The 21,826-nt window shown below is 70.8% G+C and carries 21 protein-coding genes and 1 tRNA gene; 6 read left to right on the top strand and 16 right to left on the bottom strand.

Annotated features, from left to right (window positions below; genetic code table 11):
• Positions 1–105: 105 nt before the first annotated feature.
• From Dac01nite_RS06080 to Dac01nite_RS06035, 10 genes are all read right to left on the bottom strand, one after another.
• Positions 106–1,893: an ABC transporter ATP-binding protein gene (locus Dac01nite_RS06080; RefSeq protein WP_203654384.1), complete on the bottom strand. Its 1,788-nt coding sequence runs from the start codon at positions 1,891–1,893 to the stop codon at positions 106–108.
• Complete coding sequence (locus Dac01nite_RS06075; RefSeq protein ID WP_203654382.1) at positions 1,890–3,761, bottom strand: ABC transporter ATP-binding protein; 1,872 nt, start codon at positions 3,759–3,761, stop codon at positions 1,890–1,892. Before Dac01nite_RS06075 ends, Dac01nite_RS06080 begins: the two co-directional genes overlap by 4 nt.
• Positions 3,758–4,528, bottom strand: coding sequence for an imidazole glycerol phosphate synthase subunit HisF (gene hisF, locus Dac01nite_RS06070; RefSeq protein WP_203655228.1), 771 nt, complete (start codon positions 4,526–4,528; stop codon positions 3,758–3,760). The genes Dac01nite_RS06075 and hisF overlap by 4 nt, the downstream gene beginning before the upstream one ends.
• Positions 4,528–5,469, bottom strand: coding sequence for an FKBP-type peptidyl-prolyl cis-trans isomerase (locus tag Dac01nite_RS06065; RefSeq protein WP_203654380.1), 942 nt, complete (start codon positions 5,467–5,469; stop codon positions 4,528–4,530). The genes hisF and Dac01nite_RS06065 overlap by 1 nt, the downstream gene beginning before the upstream one ends.
• Positions 5,470–5,502: 33 nt before the next feature.
• On the bottom strand, positions 5,503–6,876 hold the full coding sequence (pafA, locus tag Dac01nite_RS06060) for a Pup--protein ligase (protein WP_203655226.1): 1,374 nt from the start codon (positions 6,874–6,876) through the stop codon (positions 5,503–5,505).
• 71 nt (positions 6,877–6,947) lie between these two features.
• Positions 6,948–7,127 (bottom strand): ubiquitin-like protein Pup, encoded by a 180-nt coding sequence (locus Dac01nite_RS06055; RefSeq protein WP_203655217.1) that lies wholly within the window; start codon positions 7,125–7,127, stop codon positions 6,948–6,950.
• A 49-nt stretch (positions 7,128–7,176) separates the two neighbouring features.
• Entirely contained in the window at positions 7,177–8,697 is a 1,521-nt protein-coding gene (dop, locus tag Dac01nite_RS06050; RefSeq protein WP_239066544.1) for a depupylase/deamidase Dop, read from the bottom strand.
• 2 nt (positions 8,698–8,699) lie between these two features.
• The gene (arc, locus tag Dac01nite_RS06045; protein ID WP_203654378.1) at positions 8,700–10,109 is read right to left on the bottom strand and encodes a proteasome ATPase; all 1,410 of its coding nucleotides are present in this window, start codon (positions 10,107–10,109) and stop codon (positions 8,700–8,702) included.
• Positions 10,109–11,134: a tRNA (adenine-N1)-methyltransferase gene (locus tag Dac01nite_RS06040; protein WP_203654370.1), complete on the bottom strand. Its 1,026-nt coding sequence runs from the start codon at positions 11,132–11,134 to the stop codon at positions 10,109–10,111. The genes arc and Dac01nite_RS06040 overlap by 1 nt, the downstream gene beginning before the upstream one ends.
• Before the next feature lie 42 nt (positions 11,135–11,176).
• A complete protein-coding gene (locus tag Dac01nite_RS06035) occupies positions 11,177–12,319 on the bottom strand; it encodes a site-2 protease family protein (protein ID WP_203654368.1) in 1,143 nt (380 codons plus the stop codon).
• A 75-nt stretch (positions 12,320–12,394) separates the two neighbouring features.
• Here Dac01nite_RS06035 and Dac01nite_RS06030 point away from each other — a divergent pair, with 75 nt between their 5' ends.
• The 3 genes from Dac01nite_RS06030 to Dac01nite_RS06020 are packed head-to-tail and all read left to right on the top strand — an operon-like array spanning position 12,395 to position 15,575.
• Positions 12,395–13,243: a RecB family exonuclease gene (locus Dac01nite_RS06030; protein ID WP_203654366.1), complete on the top strand. Its 849-nt coding sequence runs from the start codon at positions 12,395–12,397 to the stop codon at positions 13,241–13,243.
• Complete coding sequence (locus tag Dac01nite_RS06025) at positions 13,240–14,178, top strand: aldo/keto reductase (RefSeq protein ID WP_239066543.1); 939 nt, start codon at positions 13,240–13,242, stop codon at positions 14,176–14,178. The genes Dac01nite_RS06030 and Dac01nite_RS06025 overlap by 4 nt, the downstream gene beginning before the upstream one ends.
• The gene (locus Dac01nite_RS06020) at positions 14,178–15,575 is read left to right on the top strand and encodes a GH1 family beta-glucosidase (protein WP_203654364.1); all 1,398 of its coding nucleotides are present in this window, start codon (positions 14,178–14,180) and stop codon (positions 15,573–15,575) included. The genes Dac01nite_RS06025 and Dac01nite_RS06020 overlap by 1 nt, the downstream gene beginning before the upstream one ends.
• Before the next feature lie 59 nt (positions 15,576–15,634).
• On the opposite strand, the gene Dac01nite_RS06015 is transcribed toward Dac01nite_RS06020, so the two are convergent.
• Positions 15,635–16,312 (bottom strand): HAD family hydrolase, encoded by a 678-nt coding sequence (locus tag Dac01nite_RS06015; protein ID WP_239066542.1) that lies wholly within the window; start codon positions 16,310–16,312, stop codon positions 15,635–15,637.
• A gap of 24 nt (positions 16,313–16,336) precedes the next feature.
• Here Dac01nite_RS06015 and Dac01nite_RS06010 point away from each other — a divergent pair, with 24 nt between their 5' ends.
• On the top strand, positions 16,337–17,209 hold the full coding sequence (locus Dac01nite_RS06010; RefSeq protein WP_203654360.1) for a PAC2 family protein: 873 nt from the start codon (positions 16,337–16,339) through the stop codon (positions 17,207–17,209).
• Here the strand turns inward: Dac01nite_RS06010 and Dac01nite_RS06005 are convergent.
• Positions 17,206–18,069, bottom strand: a complete 864-nt coding sequence (locus Dac01nite_RS06005; RefSeq protein WP_203654358.1) for an undecaprenyl-diphosphate phosphatase — start codon at positions 18,067–18,069, stop codon at positions 17,206–17,208. The two genes, Dac01nite_RS06010 and Dac01nite_RS06005, sit on opposite strands and share 4 nt — an antisense overlap.
• A 67-nt stretch (positions 18,070–18,136) precedes the next feature.
• Between Dac01nite_RS06005 and Dac01nite_RS06000 the strand changes: the two genes are divergently transcribed.
• A complete protein-coding gene (locus Dac01nite_RS06000) occupies positions 18,137–19,096 on the top strand; it encodes an aldo/keto reductase (RefSeq protein WP_203654356.1) in 960 nt (319 codons plus the stop codon).
• A gap of 24 nt (positions 19,097–19,120) precedes the next feature.
• Here Dac01nite_RS06000 and Dac01nite_RS05995 read toward each other — a convergent pair whose 3' ends face one another.
• Positions 19,121–19,429, bottom strand: a complete 309-nt coding sequence (locus tag Dac01nite_RS05995) for a primosomal protein (RefSeq protein WP_203654348.1) — start codon at positions 19,427–19,429, stop codon at positions 19,121–19,123.
• A gap of 42 nt (positions 19,430–19,471) precedes the next feature.
• On the opposite strand from Dac01nite_RS05995, the gene Dac01nite_RS05990 reads away from it, so the two are divergent.
• Positions 19,472–19,726: a DUF5703 family protein gene (locus tag Dac01nite_RS05990; RefSeq protein ID WP_239066541.1), complete on the top strand. Its 255-nt coding sequence runs from the start codon at positions 19,472–19,474 to the stop codon at positions 19,724–19,726.
• A 30-nt stretch (positions 19,727–19,756) separates the two neighbouring features.
• Here Dac01nite_RS05990 and Dac01nite_RS05985 read toward each other — a convergent pair whose 3' ends face one another.
• From Dac01nite_RS05985 to Dac01nite_RS05975, 3 genes are all read right to left on the bottom strand, one after another.
• A complete protein-coding gene (locus Dac01nite_RS05985; RefSeq protein WP_203654346.1) occupies positions 19,757–21,058 on the bottom strand; it encodes a M20/M25/M40 family metallo-hydrolase in 1,302 nt (433 codons plus the stop codon).
• Positions 21,059–21,151: 93 nt separating this feature from the next.
• A complete protein-coding gene (locus Dac01nite_RS05980; protein WP_203654344.1) occupies positions 21,152–21,298 on the bottom strand; it encodes a GPGG-motif small membrane protein in 147 nt (48 codons plus the stop codon).
• Between the two features lie 340 nt (positions 21,299–21,638).
• Positions 21,639–21,727: transfer RNA gene (locus tag Dac01nite_RS05975), tRNA-Leu, on the bottom strand.
• Positions 21,728–21,826: the final 99 nt, after the last annotated feature.

Here is a 21,826-nt window from a genome sequence, read left to right as displayed (position 1 = left end):
TCACGCACCCCCAGCCCCCTCCCAGCGTTCGGCGCCATCGTCATCGTCCACGGCCGAGCAGGAGGACGAGGCATCCACGTCGGAGGGCGACGCCGATGGACCGGCTCAGTCGCGAGTCTGGGACACCCAGGCCGCGTACAGACCTGCGTAGATGCCACCCGCGTTCACGAGCTCGCGGTGAGGACCGACCTCGACGAGCTCGCCCTGCTCCATCACCGCGACCAGGTCCGCGCGCTCTGCCGTCGACAGGCGGTGCGCGATCACCACTGCGGTGCGGCCCTGCATGAGGCCCTCGAGGGCGCGCGAGATGCGTACCTCGGTCGCGGGATCCACCGCACTGGTGGCCTCGTCGAGGATCAGCAGGTCCGGATCGCGCAGGTAGGCGCGCGCGATCGACACGAGCTGGCGCTCTCCAGCGCTCAGCAGCTCGCCGCGCGGCCCCACCGGAGTGTCGATGCCTGAGGGCAGCGCTTCGAGCCAGGCGTCGAGTCCCAAGGACTCGAACGCCGCCAGCGCGCGGTGCTCGAGGTCGTCGGCGGAGGACTCCGGCAGCGCGTAGGCGAGGTTGCTGCGGATGGTGCCGTCGAAGAGGAAGCCCTCCTGGGGGACCACGGCCACGGAGCGGCGCAGCGACGTCACGGGCACGCGTCGCAGGTCGACGCCGCCCACGCGGACCGTTCCCTCCGAGGGGTCGAAGAACCGGGACAGCAGTCGGGCCAGGGACGTCTTGCCCGAGCCGGTCTGTCCCACCAGGGCGATGCGCTTGCCCGCCGGGACCTCCAGATCGATGCCCTTCAGCACCTCGGGACCGCCGGGATAGGTCAGGCGCACGCCCTCGACGCTCAGCTCGCCATGTCCGTGAGGGATCGGGGTGCCCTCGGCGCCGGGGTCAGCGACGGTGACCTCCTGGTCCACGAGCTCGAGCACCCGCTTCCAGCCCACCACCGCGCGCTGCATCTCCGCGAGCATCTCGATGATCCACATCAGCGGCCCGGCAAACATGTAGACGAGGAAGGCGAACGCGACCACGGTGCCGACGCTGAGCTGGCCGCGCAGGGCCAGCGTGGTGCCGCCGATGAGCGCCAGGCCGGTCGCGAGGGACTGGCCGATCACCGTGGACGAGAAGTTCAGCGAGGACAGGATCGACGCCCTGCGCTCGGCCACCAGGATGTCGTCGATCTCGTCGTGCAGCTGGTCGCGCATGCGCTGCTGAACGCCGTAGGAGCGAATGGTCGCCACTCCGACGATCTGCTCGGAGGTGCGGCCCAGCAGGTCCGCCATCTTGGAGCGCACTCCCTGGAATGCGCGGCGCACCCGCGGCTGGATCCACAGCAGCGATCCCACCATCGGCAGGAAGGCGAGCAGGACCAGGATCGACAGCTGCCACGAGTACAGCAGCATCACGCCGAAGATCACCGCGGACTCGAGCGCGGAGATGATCATCGCCGCCCCGGTCCACTGCATGAGGTCGCGCATGGTCTCCACGTCGCCGGTGACACGCGAGACGTAGCGCCCTCGCTGCTCCTCGTTCTGCGTGAGGACGGACAGCTCGTGGACCTTGTCGAACGCGCGCACGCGCAGGGTCGCCAGGCCCTTCTCCGACGCGCTGACCATGCGTACGCGCACGCGCCAGGCAAGGATCGCGGCGATCACGAGCACCACGGAGCCCGCGCTCGCGTAGGCGACCACCAGCGGCACGTCCACGCCGCCCGGCGCGAGCAGACCCTCGTCCGTCACGCGCTGCGTCAGGAACGGCACCGCCGCCCGGCCCATCGCGGCGAAGGTCGCGAGCACCAGGGTGACGGCGAGTCCCACGCGGAACTCCGGGCTCACCTCGAGGCCGCGCCGGAACATGTGGCGCACGGTCATCGTGTCGTCGTCTGCGGCGCTCATCCCACGTACCCCGCTTCCTCGTCCGCCTGACGGCGCGAGTCCTCCTCGTACGCGAGGACGAGCTCGCGGTAGCCGGGATCGCGCTCGATGAGCTCGCGGTGCGTGCCCGCGTCGACCACCGATCCGGAGTCCACGTGCACCACGTGATCGGCGAGCAGGATCGATGCCAGGCGGTACGCGATGATCAGGACGGTGGGACCGGCGCCGTCTGCGCTCAGTCCGCGCAGGATCTCCTGCTCCACCCGAGGATCGACGGCGCTGGTCGCGTCGTCGAGCACCAGCACGCGGGGCCGTCGCACGAGGGCGCGGGCGAGGGCGAGGCGTTGACGCTGGCCACCCGACAGGTTCATGCCGCGCTCGGCGAGCGTCGCGTCCAGCCCGGCGCCGCGCTCCCCCGACAGCTTCTCGACCACGTCGATCACGTTGGCGCGGTGCAACGCATCCCAGACCTGATCGTCGTCGTAGTCCTCGCCCAGCGTGACGTTGTCGCGCACCGAGCCGGCGAACACGAAGGCCGTCTGCGGCACCAGCGCCACGTGATCGCCCAGCGAGGCGATGGTCTCCAGGTCCACGTCATCCAGCGTGATCGCGCCCTCCGTGGGGCGCGCCAGTCGCGCCGCGGCGAGCGCGACGGTGGTCTTGCCCGCGCCGGTGGCGCCCACGAGCGCGGTCACCGTGCCCGGCTCGAGAGCGAGCGACACGTCGCGCAGGATGACCGCGAGGTTGCCGTCGCCGTCGTCGGCGCCGATGTCCGCCCCGGAGAAGCTCACCGCGCCGGCACCGGCCCTCGAGACCTGGCGGTGACCCGGCTCGTCCACCTCGGTCGCGGCCTGGGAGATCTCCCCCACGCGACGGAACGCCACCAGCGCCTGGGGCATCTGCCCCAGCACCCAGCCCAGCCCGCGGATGGGGACCGCCAACAGCGTGACGAGGTAGATGGCGGAGACCACGTTGCCCACCGTCACGGCTCCGGCATCGGCGCGAACCGCGCCCACGACCATCAGAGCCACGGACCCCAGCGGCACGATGAGGTCCATGAGCGGCTCGAACCACGCGCTCGTGCGCCCCACGGTGATGTCCGCGTCGCGCAGGCCGGTCACGGCCGCGGAGAAGCGCTCGCTCTCGCGACGCTCGGCACCCAGCGCCTTCACGACCGTGCCGCCCTCGAAGCTCTCGTGGGCGATGGTCGACACGTCCGCGCGCAGCGACTGACCCCGATCCCATCGAGGAGTGATGACGCGCTCGTACGCGAGGTTGATCGCGAAGATCACCGGCACCACCGCGAGCCCGGTGACGGCGAGCCACGGGTCCATCACCCACATCGAGTATCCCGCCGCGAACATCATCACGAAGGAACCCACGGTGAACGCGAACGGGTGCAGAGTGTTGGTCGCGCTCTCGGAGTCCGAGGACATCGCGGACAGCAGTCGGCCCGAGGGGTTCGCCCGGTGCCATCCGAGCGGAAGGCTGGCCAGCGCATCGGCGACCACGCGACGGTGGCGGGCGCCCACGCCTGCGACGGCGATCCCCTGCACGCCGCGTCGCAGCCCCACCAGCACCGCGTTGACCACGCCGATGCCCAGGAACGCCGCGCCGGCGAGCAGGATCGCCCCCTGCGGGTCCTGGGTGATGTCGCCCCAGATGCCCTGGATCTCCTCGCCCGCGACGCCGGGGATGACGACGTCGTCCGTGATCTTCCCCAGGAGGGTGCCGAACAGCACCGTCAGGATCGAGAACACCGCTGCCGCGAGGATCGCGAAGCCGAACCGCCACGGCTCGGTGCGCACCGCGTGGCGCAGCAGCTGGAAGGCCTTGCGGTTGAAGGATCCGCTCAGGCGGTAGTCGTCCGGGCGCCCAGGCCTGGTCACCTGACCTCGATTCCCGCGTCGCGCATGGCCTGCTTGACCTGCGCGATCGAGAGCGTGCCGAAGTGGAAGACGCTGGCCGCCAGCACCGCGTCGGCTCCGGCTCGCGCGGCCTCGACGAAGTGCTCCGCCGTGCCCGCTCCGCCCGACGCGATGAGGGGGACGTCGACGACGGCGCGCACCTCGCGGATCATCTCGAGGTCGAAGCCAGCGGTGGTGCCGTCGGCGTCCATCGAGTTCAGCAGGATCTCGCCGGCGCCCAGCTCGGCGCCGCGGCGTGCCCACTCGACCGCGTCGATGCCGGTGCCCTTCTTGCCGCCGTGGGTCGTCACCTCGTAGCCCGAGGCGGTGACCGTGTCGGGTCCGCAGCGGCGGGCGTCGACGGACAGGACGAGCACCTGGGAGCCGAACCGCTCGGCGATCTCAGCGATCAGCTCAGGGCGCTCGATCGCGGCGGTGTTGACGCCCACCTTGTCCGCTCCCGCGCGCAGCAGCCGATCCACGTCGTCAGGAGTGCGCACTCCGCCGCCCACGGTCAGCGGCACGAACACCGTGTCCGCGGTCCGTCCCACCACGTCGTAGGTGGTGTCGCGGCCGTCCACGGACGCCGTGACATCGAGGAACGTGACCTCGTCCGCGCCGGCGGCGCCGTACGCGCGAGCCAGCTCGACGGGGTCGCCCGCGTCGCGCAGGTCCACGAAGTTGACGCCCTTGACCACGCGACCCGCGTCGACGTCGAGGCACGGGATCACTCGCACGGCGACGCCCATCATCCCTCCGGGTTCCACACGTCGAGGATGTCCACGACGAACACCATGGTGCCCAGCGCCGGGTAGCCCAGCGACGGCGGCACGACCATCATCACCTGGGAGCCCTGCGTCTGGTCCAGCAGGCCCTGCTGGAGACCGGGGACCGCGGAGACCTCGTCCATGTCGACCAGCAGCGGCTCGCGCTCGGCGGCCCAGGAGGAGTCGAACACGTCGCCGGCCGCCCACTGCTCGCCGGCCTCGAGGCCAGCGTCCTTGTCCGCAGGGCTGTCCGCGTAGTACACGATCGAGTAGTTCGCGAGCACGTGGGACGCGGGCGAGATCTGCGGCCCGGAGCCGCGCACCAGCGTCGAGACCTGCAGGTCGCCCGTGGGCTCGACGCCGTCATGGATGGTCACCTGGGGCTCGCCGGAGCTCAGCGTGCTCACCGTGGGCATGCCCTCCGCGGGCGGCACCTCGTCTCCGACCGGGCGGGTCGGGAGCACGTCCACCACCAGCGCGATGGGCTCGCTCTCCGCGACTCCGTCGCCGGGAGGCGTCACGACGAGCACGCGCGCACCCACGCGCACGCCCAACAGCGCGTCGTACATCGCATCGCCGATCATCTCGCGGCTCAGCAGGTTGGGCGTGGGCGTGCCGTCGAAGGTGTTGATGATCACGGTGCCGTCGACCAAGGACTCGCCGTAGACGTCGAGCAGCAGGGCCTGGTCCGCGACCAGGGGCTCGCCCTCGCCCTCCCACAGCACCTGGGTCTCCTCGACGTCGTAGTCGAGGCCTGCGGTGAACTCGATGTCAGGCGCGAGGGTCTCGGACTGCGCGACCGTGATGGCCTCGACGCCGCCCGAGGGCGACGCGCTCGCGTCCGGAGCCTCGCTGTCGTTCGAGCACGCCGAGAGCGCCAGCGCGGTCACGCTGGCGACGGCGAGAACGGCAAGGCGGCGCACGGATGCCCTTTCGAAACAGGTGAGGGGGTGCCGTCAGTCTACCGGCGCGGAGGGGTCCTCCAGCGCCGTCAGCAGAACGTCCACACGCTCGTCCGTGTTCCGGAACGGGTCCTTGAGCAGGACTGTTCGCTTCGAGCCGCCGGCAAGCTTGAGGTGCACCCAGTCGACGGTGAAGTCCTGGCCGGCAGCGACGGCCGCGGAGACGAAGCGTCCTCGCAGCGCCGCACGGGTGGTGGCGGGCGGCGCCGTCGTCGCGTGCTGGATCGCGGCGTCCTCGACCACCGTCGCGGCGAGCCCGTCGCGCTGCAGCCGGTGGAACAGGCCCCGCGTGGGCGAGATGTCGTGGTACGCGAGCTCGAGGCGCGCCAGGCGCGGGTCGTCGAGCGCGCACCCCAGCCGGGCCTGGTAGCGCTCGATGAGCCGCAGCTTGATGGCCCAGTCCAGCTCCGTGTCCACCTGCGAGAGGTCCTGCGTGCGGACGGCCTCGATGCCGCGCTCCCACAGGTCGAGGATGCGCTCGACCTCCGGCGTGGGCTCGATGACGCCGCCGACGTGCGCGCGGACCAGGTCGAGGTACGTGCTCTGGATCTGCACCGCGGTGAGCCGACGACCGTCCGCGAGCTCGACGGTGGCCTCCCCCGTGAGGTCGTGGGCGACGTCGCGGATGGCCTGCATCTCCTTGGCCAGCGCGAGGTCGGGCAGCGGTTGGCGCGCCTCCATGATCCGCAGGATCAGGTCCGTCGCGCCCACCTTGAGCAGGGTGGTGGTCTCCGACATCGAGGAGTCGCCCACGATCACGTGCATGCGGCGGTAGAGCTCGGCGTTCGCGTGCGGCTCGTCACGGGTGTTGATCATGGGTCGCGAGCGGGTGGTCGCGGAGGACAGCCCTTCCCACATGTGGTCCGCCCGCGGCGAGAAGCTGTAGTGCGCTCCCGCGGGACTGCGGGTGATGGTGCCCGCGCCGGTCACGATCTGCCGGGTGATGAGGAACGGCAGGAGCGCCGATGCGAAGGCCCGGAAGTCCGCACGCCGCCGCACCAGGTAGTTCTCGTGGCACCCGTAGCTGTTGCCCGCCGAGTCGACGTTGTTCTTGTACAGGTGGATCGTGCCGTCGATCCCGGCGTCCGCGAGGCGCCTCTCGCCCTCCTCGACCAGTCCGTGCACGATGCGCTCGCCGGCCTTGTCCGAGGCGATGAGGTCCGTGAGCGTGTCGCACTCGGCGGTCGCGTACTCCGGGTGCGCGCCCACGTCGATGTACAGGCGCGACGCGTTGGGCAGGAAGACGTTCGACGAGCGCCCCCACTTCACCACCGAATGGAACAGGTGACCGGCGACCTCCTCCGGCGTGACAGCGCGCGCGTTCGGGGCGTCGAGGTGCAGCCCGAACTCGGTCTCGAGTCCGAAGATGCGGCGAGCGGGGTCGACCTCGAGCGGGGGCGGGACGTCAGCGGAGACCGCTCCTGGTGCAGCGGACGAGGCTACTGCCCGCCCTTCTGGACGAACGAGCGCACGAACTGCTCCGCGTTGGTCTGCAGCGAGTCGTCGATCTCGTCGAGCAGGCTGTCGAGGGCGTCCGAGCTCTCCGCCTTGGCGGCGGGAGGTGCGGGCTCGGGGGCGTCGTCCTCGTAGGGCTGTCCGGAGGCGTGCGTCTGGGGCATGCGTCGAGTCTAGACCCGGCCAGGCGCCACGGCCGATGCGCCGTGAGGCTCAGCCGTCGAGCTGCTCCAGCAGCGGGTGCGAGGTCTGCAGGGGGTCATCCAGATGCAGCACCTCGAGGCGGCCATGCGCCGTCTCGCGGTCGAGCACCACGGTGGACCACCCGGCGGCATCGACCAGCTCTGGGTGGGCGCCGACGAACGCGCCCCTCACGGCGGCTCTGGTGCTCTGCGGAGCCGCATGCACCGCGGCCGCGACCTCCGCATCGTCCGTGAGCCGCGTCACCGCGCCAGCCGCGCTCAGACGCGCGGCCCAGCCGTCGCCCAGGCGGCTCCACTGGAGGTCGAGCGCCGCCAGTCGCGGGTCCGTCCACGGCAGCGGCGCGACCGCGCCGTCGGGGCCGGGCGCGCTGTGCTTGTCGCGCAGTCGTCCCAGCAGCTGCAGCTTCGCGACCCACTCGACGTCCTTGGAGGCGGAGAAGATGTCCCGTCCCAAGGCGTCCAGCACCTGCTCCCAGCGCGCGATCACCTGGACGTCGTCGGCATCGGCCGCGTAGTCCCGCGCGATCGTCAGCAGCGCGCGCTGGATCTCGAGGGCCGTGGCGACCTCCCCGGAGGCCAGCGGCAGCTCGGCGCGCAGCGACAGGTCATGCGAGATGCGCGACACCGCCGCGACCGGCTCCGCGAGCACCAGCGCGTCGAGACGCTCGTCCTCGGCCTCGATCGCGGACAGCACGAGCGAGGTGGTGCCGACCTTGAGGAACGTGGGAACGTCGAGGCAGTTGGCGTCGCCGATGATCACGTGCAGCCGGCGCCAGCGCTTGCGATCGGCGTGCGGCTCGTCCCTGGTGTTGACGATGGGCCGGCGCAGCGTGGTCTCGAGCCCGATCTCGGTCTCCATGTAGTCGGCGCGCTGGGAGATCTGGAAACCGGGGCGCTCGCCGCGTTGGCCGAGGCCTACGCGCCCGGCTCCCACCACCACCTGTCGCGTCACGAGGTGGCTGGTGATGAGTCGCGCGAGCTCGTCGAAGTCGACGTCGCGGCGCACCAGGAAGTTCTCGTGCGTGCCGTAGCTCGCGCCCTTGCCATCCACGTTGTTCTTGTACAGCTCGACGCGGAGGTCCTCCTCGACGGCGTAGCGCTCGGCGGCTGCGAGCGCGATGGCGTCTCCCGCGCGGTCCCACACCACGGCCTCGTGGGCCGTCGCGACCTCGGGCCCCGAGTACTCCGGGTGCGCGTGGTCGACGTAGAAGCGCGCGCCGTTCGAGAGCACCGCGTTCAGATGGGCGGGGTCCTCCCACGATCCGCGCCGCCGGCGCAGCGAGATGCGCCCGTGCGCCGGGTCCCACTCGTGCACGTCGGTGAGCATGTCCGCGCCTGCCTTCGCACGGTCGCGCCGCATCCCGCGCTGGTCCTGGAGCGGGTCCTCGCCGCCGTAGTCCCACGGCGCCGTGCGACCGTTGGCCCACAGCCGGCAGGCGCTCACGAGCCGCGAGGACAGCAGGATGGGGTTGGCCTGCGGCTGCGCGGGATCGACGATCCCGTACTCGGTCTCGATCCCCGCGACGCGCACGCTCAGCCCTCGCGCAGCGAGCTCGCCGCGACGGCCTTGGCCTCCGCGAGCTCCTGGTCACAGGCCGCGTCGACGTGCTGAGCGCTGATGCCGCGCTCGCCGCCGGCGATCACGGCCTTGATCGCGCGCGTCTTGGCGCGGTCCACGGCGTTGCGCACCAGCGCCCCTGACATGTACTTCGCGTTGGACGGGTCCGCGTAGAGACGGTCGACGCCGCGCTCCGCGAGGTTCTTCGCGGCTACGTCCCGGTCTCCCCCGGCCGCCTCGACGGCCGATGCGGCGAGCGGCAGCTCCGCGGTGAGGTACTTGGAGAAGATGTCGCGCGCGGACGCGGCGTCGGGGCGCGAGATCTCGATCTTGACGTCGAGGCGTCCGGGACGGAGGATCGCCGGGTCCAGCATGTCCTCGCGATTGGAGGCGCCGATCACGATGACGTTGCCCAGCTGCTCCACTCCGTCGAGCTCCGTGAGCAGCTGCGGGACGATCGTCGTCTCCATGTCCGAGCTGACGCCGGAGCCGCGCGAGCGGAACAGCGCCTCCATCTCGTCGAAGAACACCACCACGGGAGAGCCGGCGCTGGCCTTGGCGCGTGCGCGCTCGAAGATGGTGCGGATGTAGCGCTCGGTCTCGCCCACGTACTTGTTGAGCAGCTCCGGACCCTTCACGGACAGGAAGTACGAGCGATCGGCGCCCACCGCGTCGGCCAGGCTGTGGGCGACGGCCTTCGCGATCAGCGTCTTGCCGCAGCCGGGGGGCCCGTACAGCAGGAGACCGCGCGGTGGCGTGAGCGCGTGCTCGCGGTACAGGTCCGGGTGACGCAGCGGCAGCTCGATCGCGTCCCTGATGCGCTCGATCTGGGGAGCGAGACCGCCGATCGAGTCGTAGTCGACGTCCGGCACCTCCTCGAGCAGCAGCGCCTCGACTCCTGTGCGCTCGATGCGCTCGGTCGCGAATCCCGTGCGCGTGTCGATGATGACCGTGTCGCCCTCGGAGACCCGATGGCGGGCATCGCCGCCCACGAGCATCACCACGCGCTCGTCCTCGCCGCGCGACACCACCAGCATGCGATCGTCGTCGATGACCTCGCGCACGATGGCGCCCTGGCCCGCGCGGTCCGACTGCGCCACGCCCACGAGCACGCTCATCGCGTTGAGGAGCACCTCGTCGCCGGGCTTCAGGTCAGCGTCCACCGTGGGGAGCACCGTCACGCGCATGCGGCGACCGTTGCTGACCACGTCTGCGTGCTGGCCCGCTCGCTGCACGAAGGTGGCGAAGGTCTGGGGCGGTGCCGATGCCTCGGCGAGCTTGCTGCGCATCTCGCCCAGCGACTCGCGCGCCGCCTCGAGCAGGCGCTGCAGCTCCGCGTTGCGCGCCTGCAGCGCCGCGATCCGGTCCTGGCCTTCCGCGACCATCAGTCCTCCGTTCCGTGGTTCGCGCCATCCGTGGCATCGCCGAGCTCGACGGCGAGGGTCCGCTCGGCGTCTCGGCGCACGCGGCGCACCTTCTTGTCGCTGACTGCGCGCTCGCCCAGGTCCTCGGGCGTCCACTCGCCGTCCGTGGGGTAGGCGCCCTTGGCGGGTCGGCGCTTGCGCACCGGCGCGTCGACGCCGGGCGCCATGCGCCGCGTCGTGAGCAGGAAGCCGGTGTGGCCGATCATCCGGTGGTCCGGCCGGACGGACAGGCCCTCGAGGTGCCAGGTGCGCACCATCGACTCCCATGCCTGCGGCTCGGTGAACCCGCCGTGCTCGCGCAGATCCTCGGCGAGCCGCGACAGCTGCGTGGTGGTCGCGACGTACGCGAGGAACACGCCGCCGGGGGCGAGCGCAGCGGCCGCTGCGTCGAGGTTCTCCCACGGCGCGAGCATGTCCAGGACGATGCGGTCCACCGTTCCCGGCTCGGCCACCTCCGCGACGCGGTCGGCGAAGTCGCCGATCTCGAGTCGCCACGCGGGATGCGGGCCGTGGAAGTGGCTCTCGACGTTGGAGCGGGCGATGCCAGCGAAGTCCTCGCGCCGCTCGATGGAGATCAGCTCGCCCGCGTCGCCGACCGCCCGCAGCAGCGACATGGTGAGCGCTCCCGAGCCCACTCCCGCCTCCACCACACGCGCACCGGGATAGATGTCCGCCATCTGGATGATCTGGCCCGAGTCCTTGGGGTAGATCACCGCGGCGCCGCGCGGCATCGACATCACGAAGTCGCTCAGCAGCGGTCGCAGCACCAGGTAGTCGTAGCCGGCGGTGTTGGTCACGACGGTGCCCTCGGGCTGGCCGATGATCTCGTCGTGAGTGAACTGCCCGCGATGCGTGTGGAACGTCTTGCCCGCCTCCAGCACGATCGTGTGGTGCCGGCCCTTCGCGTCGGTGAGCTGGATCCGGTCGCCTGCGCGCAGGGGCCCGCGGCGCGCCTCGGCGCCCGCAGGAGGGGTGGGGACGGTCATGCCGTCCAGTCTAGGGCGACGCGCGGGGGCCCCGACCCGGCGTCAGCGCAGCGCTGACATGACGTCGCCGAGCCGCACCAGGCCCACGACCTCACCGTCCTGGACCACCACCCAGCCATCCGTGCGACCCCACCACGTGCGCAGCGCATCGACCAGGTCGTCGCCTGCGAGCCCGGGCGGCACGTCGGTGCCGCGCGGCAGCGGCATCACCACCGACTGCAGACCGGTGTCGTGGTGCGCCTCGACCGGCACCGCATCCGCCATCGCGACCGGGAAGTGCCCGGCGGCCGCTCCGTCCGCGCCCAGCACGACGATCTCGCGAGCACCGTGAGCGGAGGCCTCGGCGACCGCCTGGGCCACCGTCGCGGTGTACGGGATCGCGACCGCCGGCACCATGAGCGTGCCCACGGTCACGGACTCGCGACGCCGCAGCATCTGGGCGCTCTTGAGGGCGGAGGATGCCGCAGGCCACAGGATCATGAAGATCAGCGCCGCCCAGATCAGCTCGAACGTTCCGGGGCGACCGCCCTGCGCGAAGGGCGCCCCGATCGCGTACGCGGCCACGCCGATCGCCACCACCCGTCCGCCCCATGCCGCCACGATCACGCCCCGATAGCGGTCCTTGGTCACGGCCCACACGATGGACTCCAGCACCCGGCCGCCATCCATCGGGATGCCCGGCAGCGCGTTGAACGCCGCGAGGATGAGGTTGGCCACCATCAGGTACCGGATGAGCTGGTAGGCGGTGAGGTCCTGGCGGACGAACTCGGCGAGGGTGAGGTCGAAGGCGCCGGTCGCGAGCGCCGCCCAGGCCAGGCCTGCGATGGCCAGGTTCGCGAGCGGGCCAGCCGCAGCCGTGATCCCCGCGACACGAGGCGTGATGCCCTGCGCGTCGAAGCTCGTGTGACCGCCCCACAGCGTGATCACCACCTCGTGGACCTGGCGGCCCAACGCCTTGGCCGTCGCGGCGTGAGCGAGCTCGTGCAGGAACACGGAGACGAACAGCAGCGCCGCGAGGATCAGCCCGATGGTGAAGCCGCGGCGGGTGAGCTCCTGGCCGCCGTTGGTGCTGAAGATGAACGCGAGGACCACGAGCATCACCAGCGTGGATCCCTGCACGATCACGCGGCCGCCGAACGCGCGTCCGAGCTGGAGGCCGCGGGTGCGGCGAGGGGCGTCGCTCATGGGACCACGGTAGACGGTCGCGTGGGGCCGATGCGCCTCGCGGCCGTGTCGTTCGCGGCGCCTAGGGTGGTGGGCATGAGCCGTCGCCCCGCCCTGTCGCCATCACGCGCCGGGGACTTCCGCCAGTGTCCGCTGATGTTCAGGCTGCGCGTCGTGGACCGGATCCCGGAGCCGCCGTCGATCGCGCCGCGCCTGGGAACTCTGGTGCACGCGGTGCTCGAGCACGTCTACGACCTGCCCGCGCGCGACCGGACGGTCGAGGCGGCGCAGGCCATGCTTCCCTCCGAGTGGGACGCCATGCTCGCCAAGGAGCCGCAGCTGGAGGAGCTGTTCGAGGACGCGAGCGCGCGCGACCAGTTCTTCGCGGACGCGCGCGAGCGCGTCGCCACGTACTTCACCATGGAGAATCCCCAGCGGCTCGAGCCTGCGGGACGCGAGGAGTTCGTCGAGTACCAGCTCGACGAGGGCCCCAACCTCCGCGGCGTGATCGATCGCGTGGACGTCGCGCCCGATGGCTCGATCAGAGTGGTCGACTACAAGACAGGCAAGACGCCGCATCCCCGCTACGGCCAGCAGGCGAAGTTCCAGATGCGCTTCTATGCGCTGCTGGTGGAGCGCCTGCGGGGCCGCCGCCCGGCGCTCCTTCAGCTCCTGTACCTGCGCGACGGCGGCACCGTGGTGCTGCATCCCACGGACGACGACCTCGCCCAGATCGAGTTCGAGATCCGCGAGCTGTGGAACGAGATCGCATCCGCGGCTCGCACGGGACAGTTCCGAACGCGGAAGTCGACGCTGTGCGGCTGGTGCAGCTTCCAGGCGTTGTGCCCGGAGTTCGGCGGCACTCCCCCGCCGCTGGTCCACGCTGACGTCGAGCGGGCGCTGGGGATCGCGGTCGACTCCCCGCTCTCCGCGGAGCCGTCGTGAGGACTCGGACGCTCGGGGCGACCGGGCTCACCGTGACGGAGCTCTGCATGGGAGGCGGCCCGCTGGGCGGGATGGAAGCCGCGTTCGGGTACGACACGCCGGAGCACCGCGCGGTGGAGACTGTGCATGCCGCGCTCGCCTCCCCCATCCGCTTCCTCGACACCTCCGCCGGCTACGGCGACGGCGCTTCCGAGCATCGCATCGGGACTGCGCTGCAGCAATCGGGTGGCCTCGCACGCGACATGGTGCTCGCAACCAAGGTGGACCCTGACTTCGTCACCGGCGAGTTCGACGGTGCCGCCGTGCGGAGGTCGATCGAGGGCTCCTTGGAGCGGCTGGGCGTGGAACGCGTCGACATCCTCCACCTCCACGATCCCGAGCGCATCACCTTCGAGGAGGCGATGGCGCCGGGCGGAGCCGTGGAGGAGTTGGTGCGCATCAAGGAGGAGGGAATCGCGGACCACCTGGGAGTGGCGGGAGGGCCCACCTCCCTGCTGTCTCGCTTCCTGCGCACCGGGGCCTTCGAGATCGTGCTCACTCACAACCGCTGGACCCTCGCCGACCGCACGGCCGACGCGCTGATCCAACAGGCGCACGAGGCCGGATACGGCATCGTCAACGGGGCTCCCTTCGGGGGCGGAGTTCTCGCCCGCGGAAGCGACGCAGTATCGACATACTGCTACGCGCCCATGCGTGACGAGACCGCCACAGCCGTGCGGCGCATCGAGCAGATCTGCGCCGACGCTGGAGTTCCCCTCGGGGCCGCGGCCGTGCAGTTCTCCACGCGCGACGAGCGCATCCACTCCACCATCGTCGGAGTCTCGCGGCCCGAACGCATCGCGCAGCTGCTCGAGTGGTCGTCGTGGACTATCCCCGATGACGTCTGGGCCGCCATCCTTGACGCGTCGGGCCGCGATGCAAGGCTGCAGAACTGATGGACGAGCGACCTTCCGGCACCCCGTTCCCCGCCGGTTTCGGCTGGGGAACCTCCACCGCGAGCTACCAGATCGAGGGGGCCGTCGACGTCGACGGCCGCGGTCCCTCCATCTGGGACACGTTCTCCCACACTCCCGGCCGCATCAAGGACGGCACCACCGGCGACCGGGCCTGCGACCACTATCACCGATGGGAGGAGGACGTCGCGCTCATGGCCGAGCTGGGAGCGCCGTACTACCGCTTCTCGCTCGCGTGGCCGCGCCTCCAGCCGGGGGCAGCGGGCGGCCTCAACGACAAGGGCGTCGACTTCTACAAGCGGCTCGTCGACGCGATGCGCGACAAGGGCGTCACCCCCTGGGTCACCGCCTACCACTGGGACCTTCCCCAGGAGCTCGAGGACGCCGGCGGCTGGCCCGAGCGAGACACCGCGTACCGGTTCGCCGACTACGCGGAGCTGGCGTACGGGGCACTGGGCGACCACATCGACATCTGGACCACGCTGAACGAGCCGCTGTGCGCGGCCCATCTCGGATACGCCGATGGAGAGCACGCCCCGGGACGGCAGGAGCCGGCGAACGCCATTCGCGCCGCGCACCACCTCAACCTCGGCCATGGCCTCGCCCTGCAGCGATGGCAGGACAGCCGTCGCGAGGGGCACCGGTTCGGCGTGACGCTCAACGTCGTGCCCGCGGTGGCCGCCACCGACTCCCCCGCCGACGTCGACGCCGCGCGCCGCGTCGACGCGGTGACCAACCGCATCTTCCTCGATCCCATGCTCACGGGCTCGTATCCGGCAGACCTGATCGAGGACCTCGCCCCGCTGATGGACTTCAGCCACGTGATCGACGGGGACCTGGAGATCATCCACCAGCCGCTGGACGACCTGGGGATCAACTACTACCAGCAGGGCATCATCACGGGGCCGGGACCGGACGCCCCGGACCGCTTCCGTGCCGGCGTCATGGCGGTGGGCGCCGGCGACACCGGCCGCTCCGACCAGGGGCTGCCGGTCACGGATCGCGGGTGGGAGATCGATCCGGATGGCATGGTGGCCCTGCTCCACCGCATCACCGACGACTACGATGCGCCCCCGCTGTGGATCACGGAGAACGGCTCCTCGTGGTTCGAGGAGCCAGGCGAGGACGGCGTGGTGCACGACGACCGCCGCATCGCGTACCTCGACCAGCACGTGCGCGCCGTGAAGCGGGCTCTCGACGAGGGCATCGACCTGCGCGGATACTTCGTGTGGTCGCTCATGGACAACTTCGAGTGGGCCTACGGCGAGTCGAGCCGGTTCGGCCTCATCCACGTGGACTACGACACCCAGGTGCGCACGCCCAAGGACTCGTTCCACTGGTTCAAGGACGTCATCGCCCGAGCAGGCCTGGCCTCCTGACATGGCGCGAGGCCTGCAGCCTCCCCTCTGCGGGCCTCGTGCCGTGCTCTCGCTCGCGCCTACGAGCGCGCGGGTCGGCCATGGTCGTGCACCGTCAGCAGGTCCTCCGGCCCCAGTCCCTCGAGACTGCGCACACGCGCGAGACCTGGCCGCGGGTCGAGCGGCACGATGCGCTCGACGCCCACCGTGCGCGCTCCCGCCGCGAGCGCCGACGCCACACCCGTGGGCGAGTCCTCGACGGCGACGCACTGCGCGATGGGCACGCCCAGCTCTGCCGCGGCGGTCAGGTACGGCTCCGGATGGGGCTTGCCGTGCGCCACGCGATCTCCCGTGACCACCACGGCGAAGGCGTCCGGAGCGGTCGCGAGAAATGCCTGGGCGAGGCGTGAGTAGGACATCGTCACGAGCGCGCACGGGATGCCGGCGGCGACGACCCGCTCGAGGAGGGCACGCGCATCGGCATTCCACGGCGCGCTGGTGCGCACCTTCTCGGCGACCTCGGCGACGAGCAGCTCGATGATGTCAGGGACCGGCAGGTCCACACCCGCGTCTCGCAACGAGCGGGCGGTGACGGTGAGCTCCGCGCCGATCTGAGCGTGCGCATCGGCGTCCGACCAGGTCGCCCCGAACCGGGCGGCGAGCGCACGCTCGCTCGCGAACCAGAACGGCTCCGAATCGATGAGCGTGCCGTCCAGGTCCCACAGCACGGCGGCGGGCAGAGAGTGCTGTTGGTTCACACTGGTTGAGTCTAGGCTGGACTGATGAGCACGGAGGATCGCGAGAGCGCCATCGGAGACGACGAGACCGTCATGATCGCCGCCTTCGAGGGCTGGAACGATGCAGGCTCGGCGGCGTCCGGAGCGCTCGATCACCTCGCGCATACGTGGGGCTCGGAGCAGCACCTCGCGATCGACCCGGAGGACTATCACGACTTCCAGGTGAGCCGTCCCACCATCACGCGGCTGCCGTCGGGCGACCGCGTGGTGTCGTGGCCCGGCACGGTCGTGTCGACCACGACGGGTCCGTGGCCGAGCGAGCGCGGCCTGAGCCTCGTGCGCGGCATCGAGCCGTCGATGCGATGGCGCTCGTTCTGTGCGGAGGTCCTCGACGCCGCCGAGGACCTGGGTGTGACCACGCTGGTCACGTGCGGGGCGCTCCTGCTCGACGTGCCCCACACGCGTCCGCTCCCCACCTTCATCACCAGCGAGGATGCGGACGCGCGCGAGCGCTACGCACTCGAGGCATCGGACTATGAGGGGCCCACAGGCATCGTGGGCGTGCTGGGGCACGAGGCGCAGCTGCGCGGGATCACCGTGCTCAGCGTGTGGGTGGGGGTGCCGCACTACATCGCGCACCCTCCCAGCCCCAAGGCCACCGCGACTCTCCTGGGCTCGCTCGAGCGCCTGCTGGGCCTCCCGATCGACCTGGGCGAGCTGCCCGACGAGTCCGAGGCGTGGCAGCGCGGTGCGGACGAGCTGACCGACGAGGACGAGGAGATCGCGGCTCATGTCCAGCAGCTCGAGTCCCTCATGGACGAGACGAGCCTGCCGGAGGCCTCCGGAGACGCGATCGCGGCCGAGTTCGAGCAGTTCCTGCGCCGCCGTGGTGACGGCGGTCCCAAGCGCACCGACTAGGCGAGCGCAGGAATCACGCCGGCGCCCAGCAGGGCGAGGATCAGGGCGGACAGGCCGATGCGGTACCAGACGAACGGCCAGAACGAGTGGCGCGTGATGAGCCGGAGGAACCACACGATCACGACGAAACCGACGGCGAACGCGACCGCCGCTGCGATCACCGTGTTCGCGATCCCGGGACCGCCGGGCTCCGTCAGCTCCCCGGAGTTCGTCACCCATTGGAACAGCCCGGAGCCCAGCACGGCAGGGATCGCGAGCAGGAACGAGTAGCGCGCCGCGGCCTCCCGCGTGAGCCCCAGGAACAGCCCCATCGAGATGGTGCCGCCGGAGCGGGACACGCCAGGGATCAGCGCTGCCGCCTGGGCCAGTCCCAGCAGGATCGCGTCCTTGGCCGTCAGCTCCGTGAGCTCGCGCTCCTTGCGACCGAAGCGGTCCGCGAAGCCGAGCACCAGAGCGAAGATGGCGAGCACTGCCGCGGTCAGGTAGAGGTTGCGCAGGTAGTTCTCGATCGCGTCCTGGAACAGCACTCCGAGCACCACGATGGGCACCGAGCCCAGGATCACCCACCAGCCCATGCGCGCATCGGGGCTGCCGCGACCGAGTCGGGACGCGCGATCGGCGCCGTTGCGCCCGGCGAGGGCGGACACCCACGCGGAGATGATGCGCGCGATGTCCTTGCGGAAGTACAGCAGCACGGCCGCCTCGGTGCCGATCTGGATGATCGCCGTGAACGCCGCGCCCGGATCGCCGCCGGACGGCAGCAGCGGCCCGATCACGCGGATGTGCGCGCTCGAGGAGATGGGGAGGAACTCCGTGAGTCCCTGCACCAGCCCGAGGATGACCGCTTCCCACCACTCCATGTGCGCAAGGCTAGCGCCCGCGCGTCGCGCCGGAGGCCAGCCCGTCGCAGCCGGTAGCGTCGCCTGCATGCAGCGGAGAAGGGTCGGCACCAGCGGTCTCGTGGTCTCGGCTCTCGCGCTGGGCACCATGACGTGGAGCCGGGACACCGGCGCAGACGAGGCGGGCGCTCAGCTCGACGCGTTCCTCAGCGCCGGCGGCACGCTGCTGGACACGGCCGCGTCGTACGCCGACGGCGGTTCCGAGGCGCTCATCGGCACGATGCTGGGCGGCACCATCTCGCGCTCCGACGTGCAGATCTGCACCAAGGCCGGGATCCGGCGCACCGAGTCCGGCGGCGTCATCGACGCGTCGCGAGACACGCTGCTGGACACGCTGGACGCGTCGCTGAGCCGCATGGGCACGGATCATGTGGACCTGTGGCTGGTGCACGCGTTCGACCCCGTCGCGCCGGTCGAGGAGACGCTGCATGCTCTCGAGATCGCGGTGAACTCGGGCCGCGCGCGCTACGTGGGCGTCTCGAACCACCCCGGCTGGGCCACCGCCCGCATCGCCGCGCTCGCAGGTCGCCCCGCCATCAGCGCCAGCCAGATGGAGTACTCCCTGGTGCAGCGCGGCATCGAACGGGAGGTGCTGCCCGCGGTTGATGCGCTCGGCATGGGAGTGCTCGCCTGGTCGCCTCTGGGCCGGGGAGTCCTGACCGGCAAGTACCGCGATGCGATCCCTGCGGACTCCCGAGCCGCCTCCGAGCACCTCAGCGGATTCGTGGCGCCCTACATGGATGAGCGATCCGCGTCGATCGTGGACGCGGTGGTGACGGCCGCGCAGGGACTGGGAGTGCACCCCATCGAGATCGCGCTGGCATGGACGCTGCGCCAGCGGTCGGTGAGCGCCGCCGTGGTCGGGGCGAGAACCTCGGAGCAGCTCCGGCCCTCTCTGGACGCGCTGAGCCTGGAGCTTCCGGACTCGATCGCCGAGGCGCTCGACGAGATCTCCGCGCCCCCCATCGGCTACCCGGAGCGGCGGTAGCGCGATGACGATGACGCGAGCGGCCTACCGGAGGTCGAAGTCCTCGACGTCGTCGTCCAGCTCGTCCTCGTCCTCTTCAGCGTGGGGATCGAGCTCCTCGTCGAGGTCGCCGTCGCCGTCGCCGTCCTCGAAGTCGTCGTCGAGCACGAGGGGCAGGGTCTCGGCATACTCCGTGTCGAGAGCCTCCTCGTACTGCTCGAACGCGCTGGCGACGGAGTCGTATGCATCGTCCACCGCCGCATCGGCCGGGCCGCGACGCGTCGCGACGGCCTCGAGGTGCTCCTCGAGAGTGGCGACGAGCCGTCGCAAGGCCTCACGCGCATCGGTGCTCATGGTTATGACGGTACCTGTGGTTGCAGTTGAATGGGAGGGGACATGAGAGAAAACGACGGACACTCGCCGCACGTGATCACGCCATCGCGCGGGCGCCCCGCTGCCTCGAGCCGGTTCGAGTGGCGCGTGGTGGACATCCCGCGGGACGTCACGCGCGCTGAGACCCGCTCGCTGCTCACGGAGCAGGCCGAATACGGTCGCTGGGAGCTCTCGCGCTCCCAGATCCTCTACGGCGGCGCGAGGCGAGTCTGGCTGCGCAGGCGCGTCATGAGGGTGCAGCGCACCGACGCCGCCTGAGCCGCGACGGCCCCGGTGGTCAGGGCCCGCTCAGCAGTCGCGCAGGAAGCTCGTGAGCACCCGGGTGCCGAAGAACAGGCTGTCCACCGGGATGCGCTCGTCGATGCCGTGGAACAGCGACGGGAAGTCGAGGTCCGGCGGCAGCTGCAGAGGCGCGAATCCGTAGCCGGTGATGCCGATGGCGGCGAGGTGCTTGTTGTCCGTGCCGCCCATCAGCGAGTACGGCAGCACAGGGGCGTCGGGGTCCTCCGAGCCGAGCGCCGCGATCATCTTGTCCACCAGCGCCCCCTCGAAGGGAACCTCGAGGCTGCGCTCCTCGATGTAGGGCTCGACCTTGACGTGCGTGCCGGCCAGCTCCTCGATCTGTCGCAGCACCTGCTCCTGCTGACCGTGGAGATAGCGGCTGTCGACGTAGCCCACCGCAGTGTCCGGCACCACGTTGGTCTTGTAGCCGGCGTCCATCATGGTCGGGTTCGACGTGTTGCGCACCGAGGCCTCGATCATGGGTGCCATCGCGCCGAGTCCGGCAACCAGGCGGTCGATGACCTCCGGCGTGGGCTCGTACTCGATGCCCTCGAGCTCCGCGACGCCCTTGAGCAGGCGCTCGGCGGTGGGCGTCAGCTCGACCGGCCACTCGTGCGCGCCGATGCGCGTCAGCGCTCCCGCGAGGTGCGCCACCGCGTTGTCACGGTGCACCAGGGAGCCGTGCCCCTGCTTGCCATGGGCGATGAGCTTGAGCCACTGGATGCCCTTCTCCGCCGTCTGGATGAGGTAGGCACGCCGGCCGTTGATGTACGCGGAGAAGCCGCCCACCTCGCTGACGGCCTCAGTGGCGCCGTGGAAGTCCTCGGGGTGGTTCTCGACCAGCCACTTGGCTCCCCGTGCGCCGCCGTGCTCCTCGTCCGCGAAGAACGCGAGCACGATGTCCCGCGGCGGCTGCTCGCCCGCGTGGATCATGGTCGCCACCGAGGCGAGGATCATCGCGTCCATGTTCTTCATGTCCACGGCTCCGCGGCCGTAGATCATGCCGTCCTTGATCTCCGCGGCGAACGGGTCGACGGACCAGTCCTCGGCGAAGGCCGGCACCACGTCGAGGTGCCCGTGGACCACGAGCGCATCGCGGTTGGGGTCGGTCCCCGGCCACAGGCACGTCACGCTGGCGCGCCCAGGCTCCGATTCCCGGATCACGGGCTTCAGGCCCAGGCCCGAGAGGAAGGCGGCGACGTACTCCGCCGCCTCGCGCTCTCCCGGGCCCGGCTCGTCGCCGTAGTTGGAGGTATCGATACGGATGAGGTCCTGACAGATCTGGACCACGTCGACGGAAGCGCTCATGCGTTCAGGCTAGCGTCCGGACGCGCCGACGCCCGCCGGTCCGAAGGGGAGCGGACGGGCGGGCGTCGGGTGGTGACGGCGCTGAGGCAGCCGTCAGGTGAAGATGCTCACTCCACCGGGTCCGATCAGGAGGCCGACGATGATGAGCACGATGCCCCACAGCACGTCCTTCTGGATGATGCGGACGATGCCGAGCACGACGAGGACGACTGCGAGGATCCAGAGGATCGTAGCGAGCATGATGTTCTCCTTTGCTTCACGTCTGAACTGCTTCCTTCGTGAGGGTCAACTGCGCATGCGCCCTGGACATTCCCCCCTTGTTACCGATTCGTGATCTGACGGGAGCTCGTCGGCGTCGCTCGAGCGCCTCCGATGGCGGGTCCTGAACGGCGGTTGCGCGTGTGAAAGTTGCTGTCATCTCGGGCTGCTGGGGCGCGCTGGCGAGGTCGAGGCCCCCGTCGAGGAGCGCGTCCTGATGCCCGCCTCGGGACGGATCACGCGGTCCAGGCTGGCAGGGCGGATGCGGCGGCGACGGCCGCGGGAACGACGAAGGGCCGGAGGCTGTCGCCTCCGGCCCTGCTGGTGTCCGAGGGGGGACTTGAACCCCCACGCCCGATAAAGGGCACTAGCACCTCAAGCTAGCGCGTCTGCCATTTCCGCCACCCGGACAGGTGGTCTGCGGTGCTCCGTGGAGCGCCTCAGCGCGACGGCAATAGTAGCATGGCGTGCGGTTCGTCAGACACCACGCGAGCGTGCCGCCACGGCCCG

The organism is Demequina activiva (assembly GCF_016862815.1).
Lineage (GTDB): Bacteria > Actinomycetota > Actinomycetes > Actinomycetales > Demequinaceae > Demequina > Demequina activiva.
This window is presented reverse-complemented; position numbering and strand designations above follow the sequence as displayed.

Excerpts from the sequence above, each read along its gene's own strand:
- Dac01nite_RS06080 (WP_203654384.1), bottom strand. The coding sequence starts at position 1,893 with ATGAGCGCCGCAGACGACGACACGATGACCGTGCGCCACATGTTCCGG.
- hisF (WP_203655228.1), bottom strand. The coding sequence starts at position 4,528 with ATGGGCGTCGCCGTGCGAGTGATCCCGTGCCTCGACGTCGACGCGGGT.
- Dac01nite_RS06055 (WP_203655217.1), bottom strand. The coding sequence starts at position 7,127 with ATGCCCCAGACGCACGCCTCCGGACAGCCCTACGAGGACGACGCCCCC.
- arc (WP_203654378.1), bottom strand. The coding sequence starts at position 10,109 with ATGGTCGCGGAAGGCCAGGACCGGATCGCGGCGCTGCAGGCGCGCAAC.
- Dac01nite_RS06040 (WP_203654370.1), bottom strand. The coding sequence starts at position 11,134 with ATGACCGTCCCCACCCCTCCTGCGGGCGCCGAGGCGCGCCGCGGGCCC.
- Dac01nite_RS06035 (WP_203654368.1), bottom strand. The coding sequence starts at position 12,319 with ATGAGCGACGCCCCTCGCCGCACCCGCGGCCTCCAGCTCGGACGCGCG.
- Dac01nite_RS06030 (WP_203654366.1), top strand. The coding sequence starts at position 12,395 with ATGAGCCGTCGCCCCGCCCTGTCGCCATCACGCGCCGGGGACTTCCGC.
- Dac01nite_RS06020 (WP_203654364.1), top strand. The coding sequence starts at position 14,178 with ATGGACGAGCGACCTTCCGGCACCCCGTTCCCCGCCGGTTTCGGCTGG.
- Dac01nite_RS06010 (WP_203654360.1), top strand. The coding sequence starts at position 16,337 with ATGAGCACGGAGGATCGCGAGAGCGCCATCGGAGACGACGAGACCGTC.
- Dac01nite_RS06005 (WP_203654358.1), bottom strand. The coding sequence starts at position 18,069 with ATGGAGTGGTGGGAAGCGGTCATCCTCGGGCTGGTGCAGGGACTCACG.
- Dac01nite_RS06000 (WP_203654356.1), top strand. The coding sequence starts at position 18,137 with ATGCAGCGGAGAAGGGTCGGCACCAGCGGTCTCGTGGTCTCGGCTCTC.
- Dac01nite_RS05995 (WP_203654348.1), bottom strand. The coding sequence starts at position 19,429 with ATGAGCACCGATGCGCGTGAGGCCTTGCGACGGCTCGTCGCCACTCTC.
- Dac01nite_RS05990 (WP_239066541.1), top strand. The coding sequence starts at position 19,472 with ATGAGAGAAAACGACGGACACTCGCCGCACGTGATCACGCCATCGCGC.
- Dac01nite_RS05985 (WP_203654346.1), bottom strand. The coding sequence starts at position 21,058 with ATGAGCGCTTCCGTCGACGTGGTCCAGATCTGTCAGGACCTCATCCGT.
- Dac01nite_RS05980 (WP_203654344.1), bottom strand. The coding sequence starts at position 21,298 with ATGCTCGCTACGATCCTCTGGATCCTCGCAGTCGTCCTCGTCGTGCTC.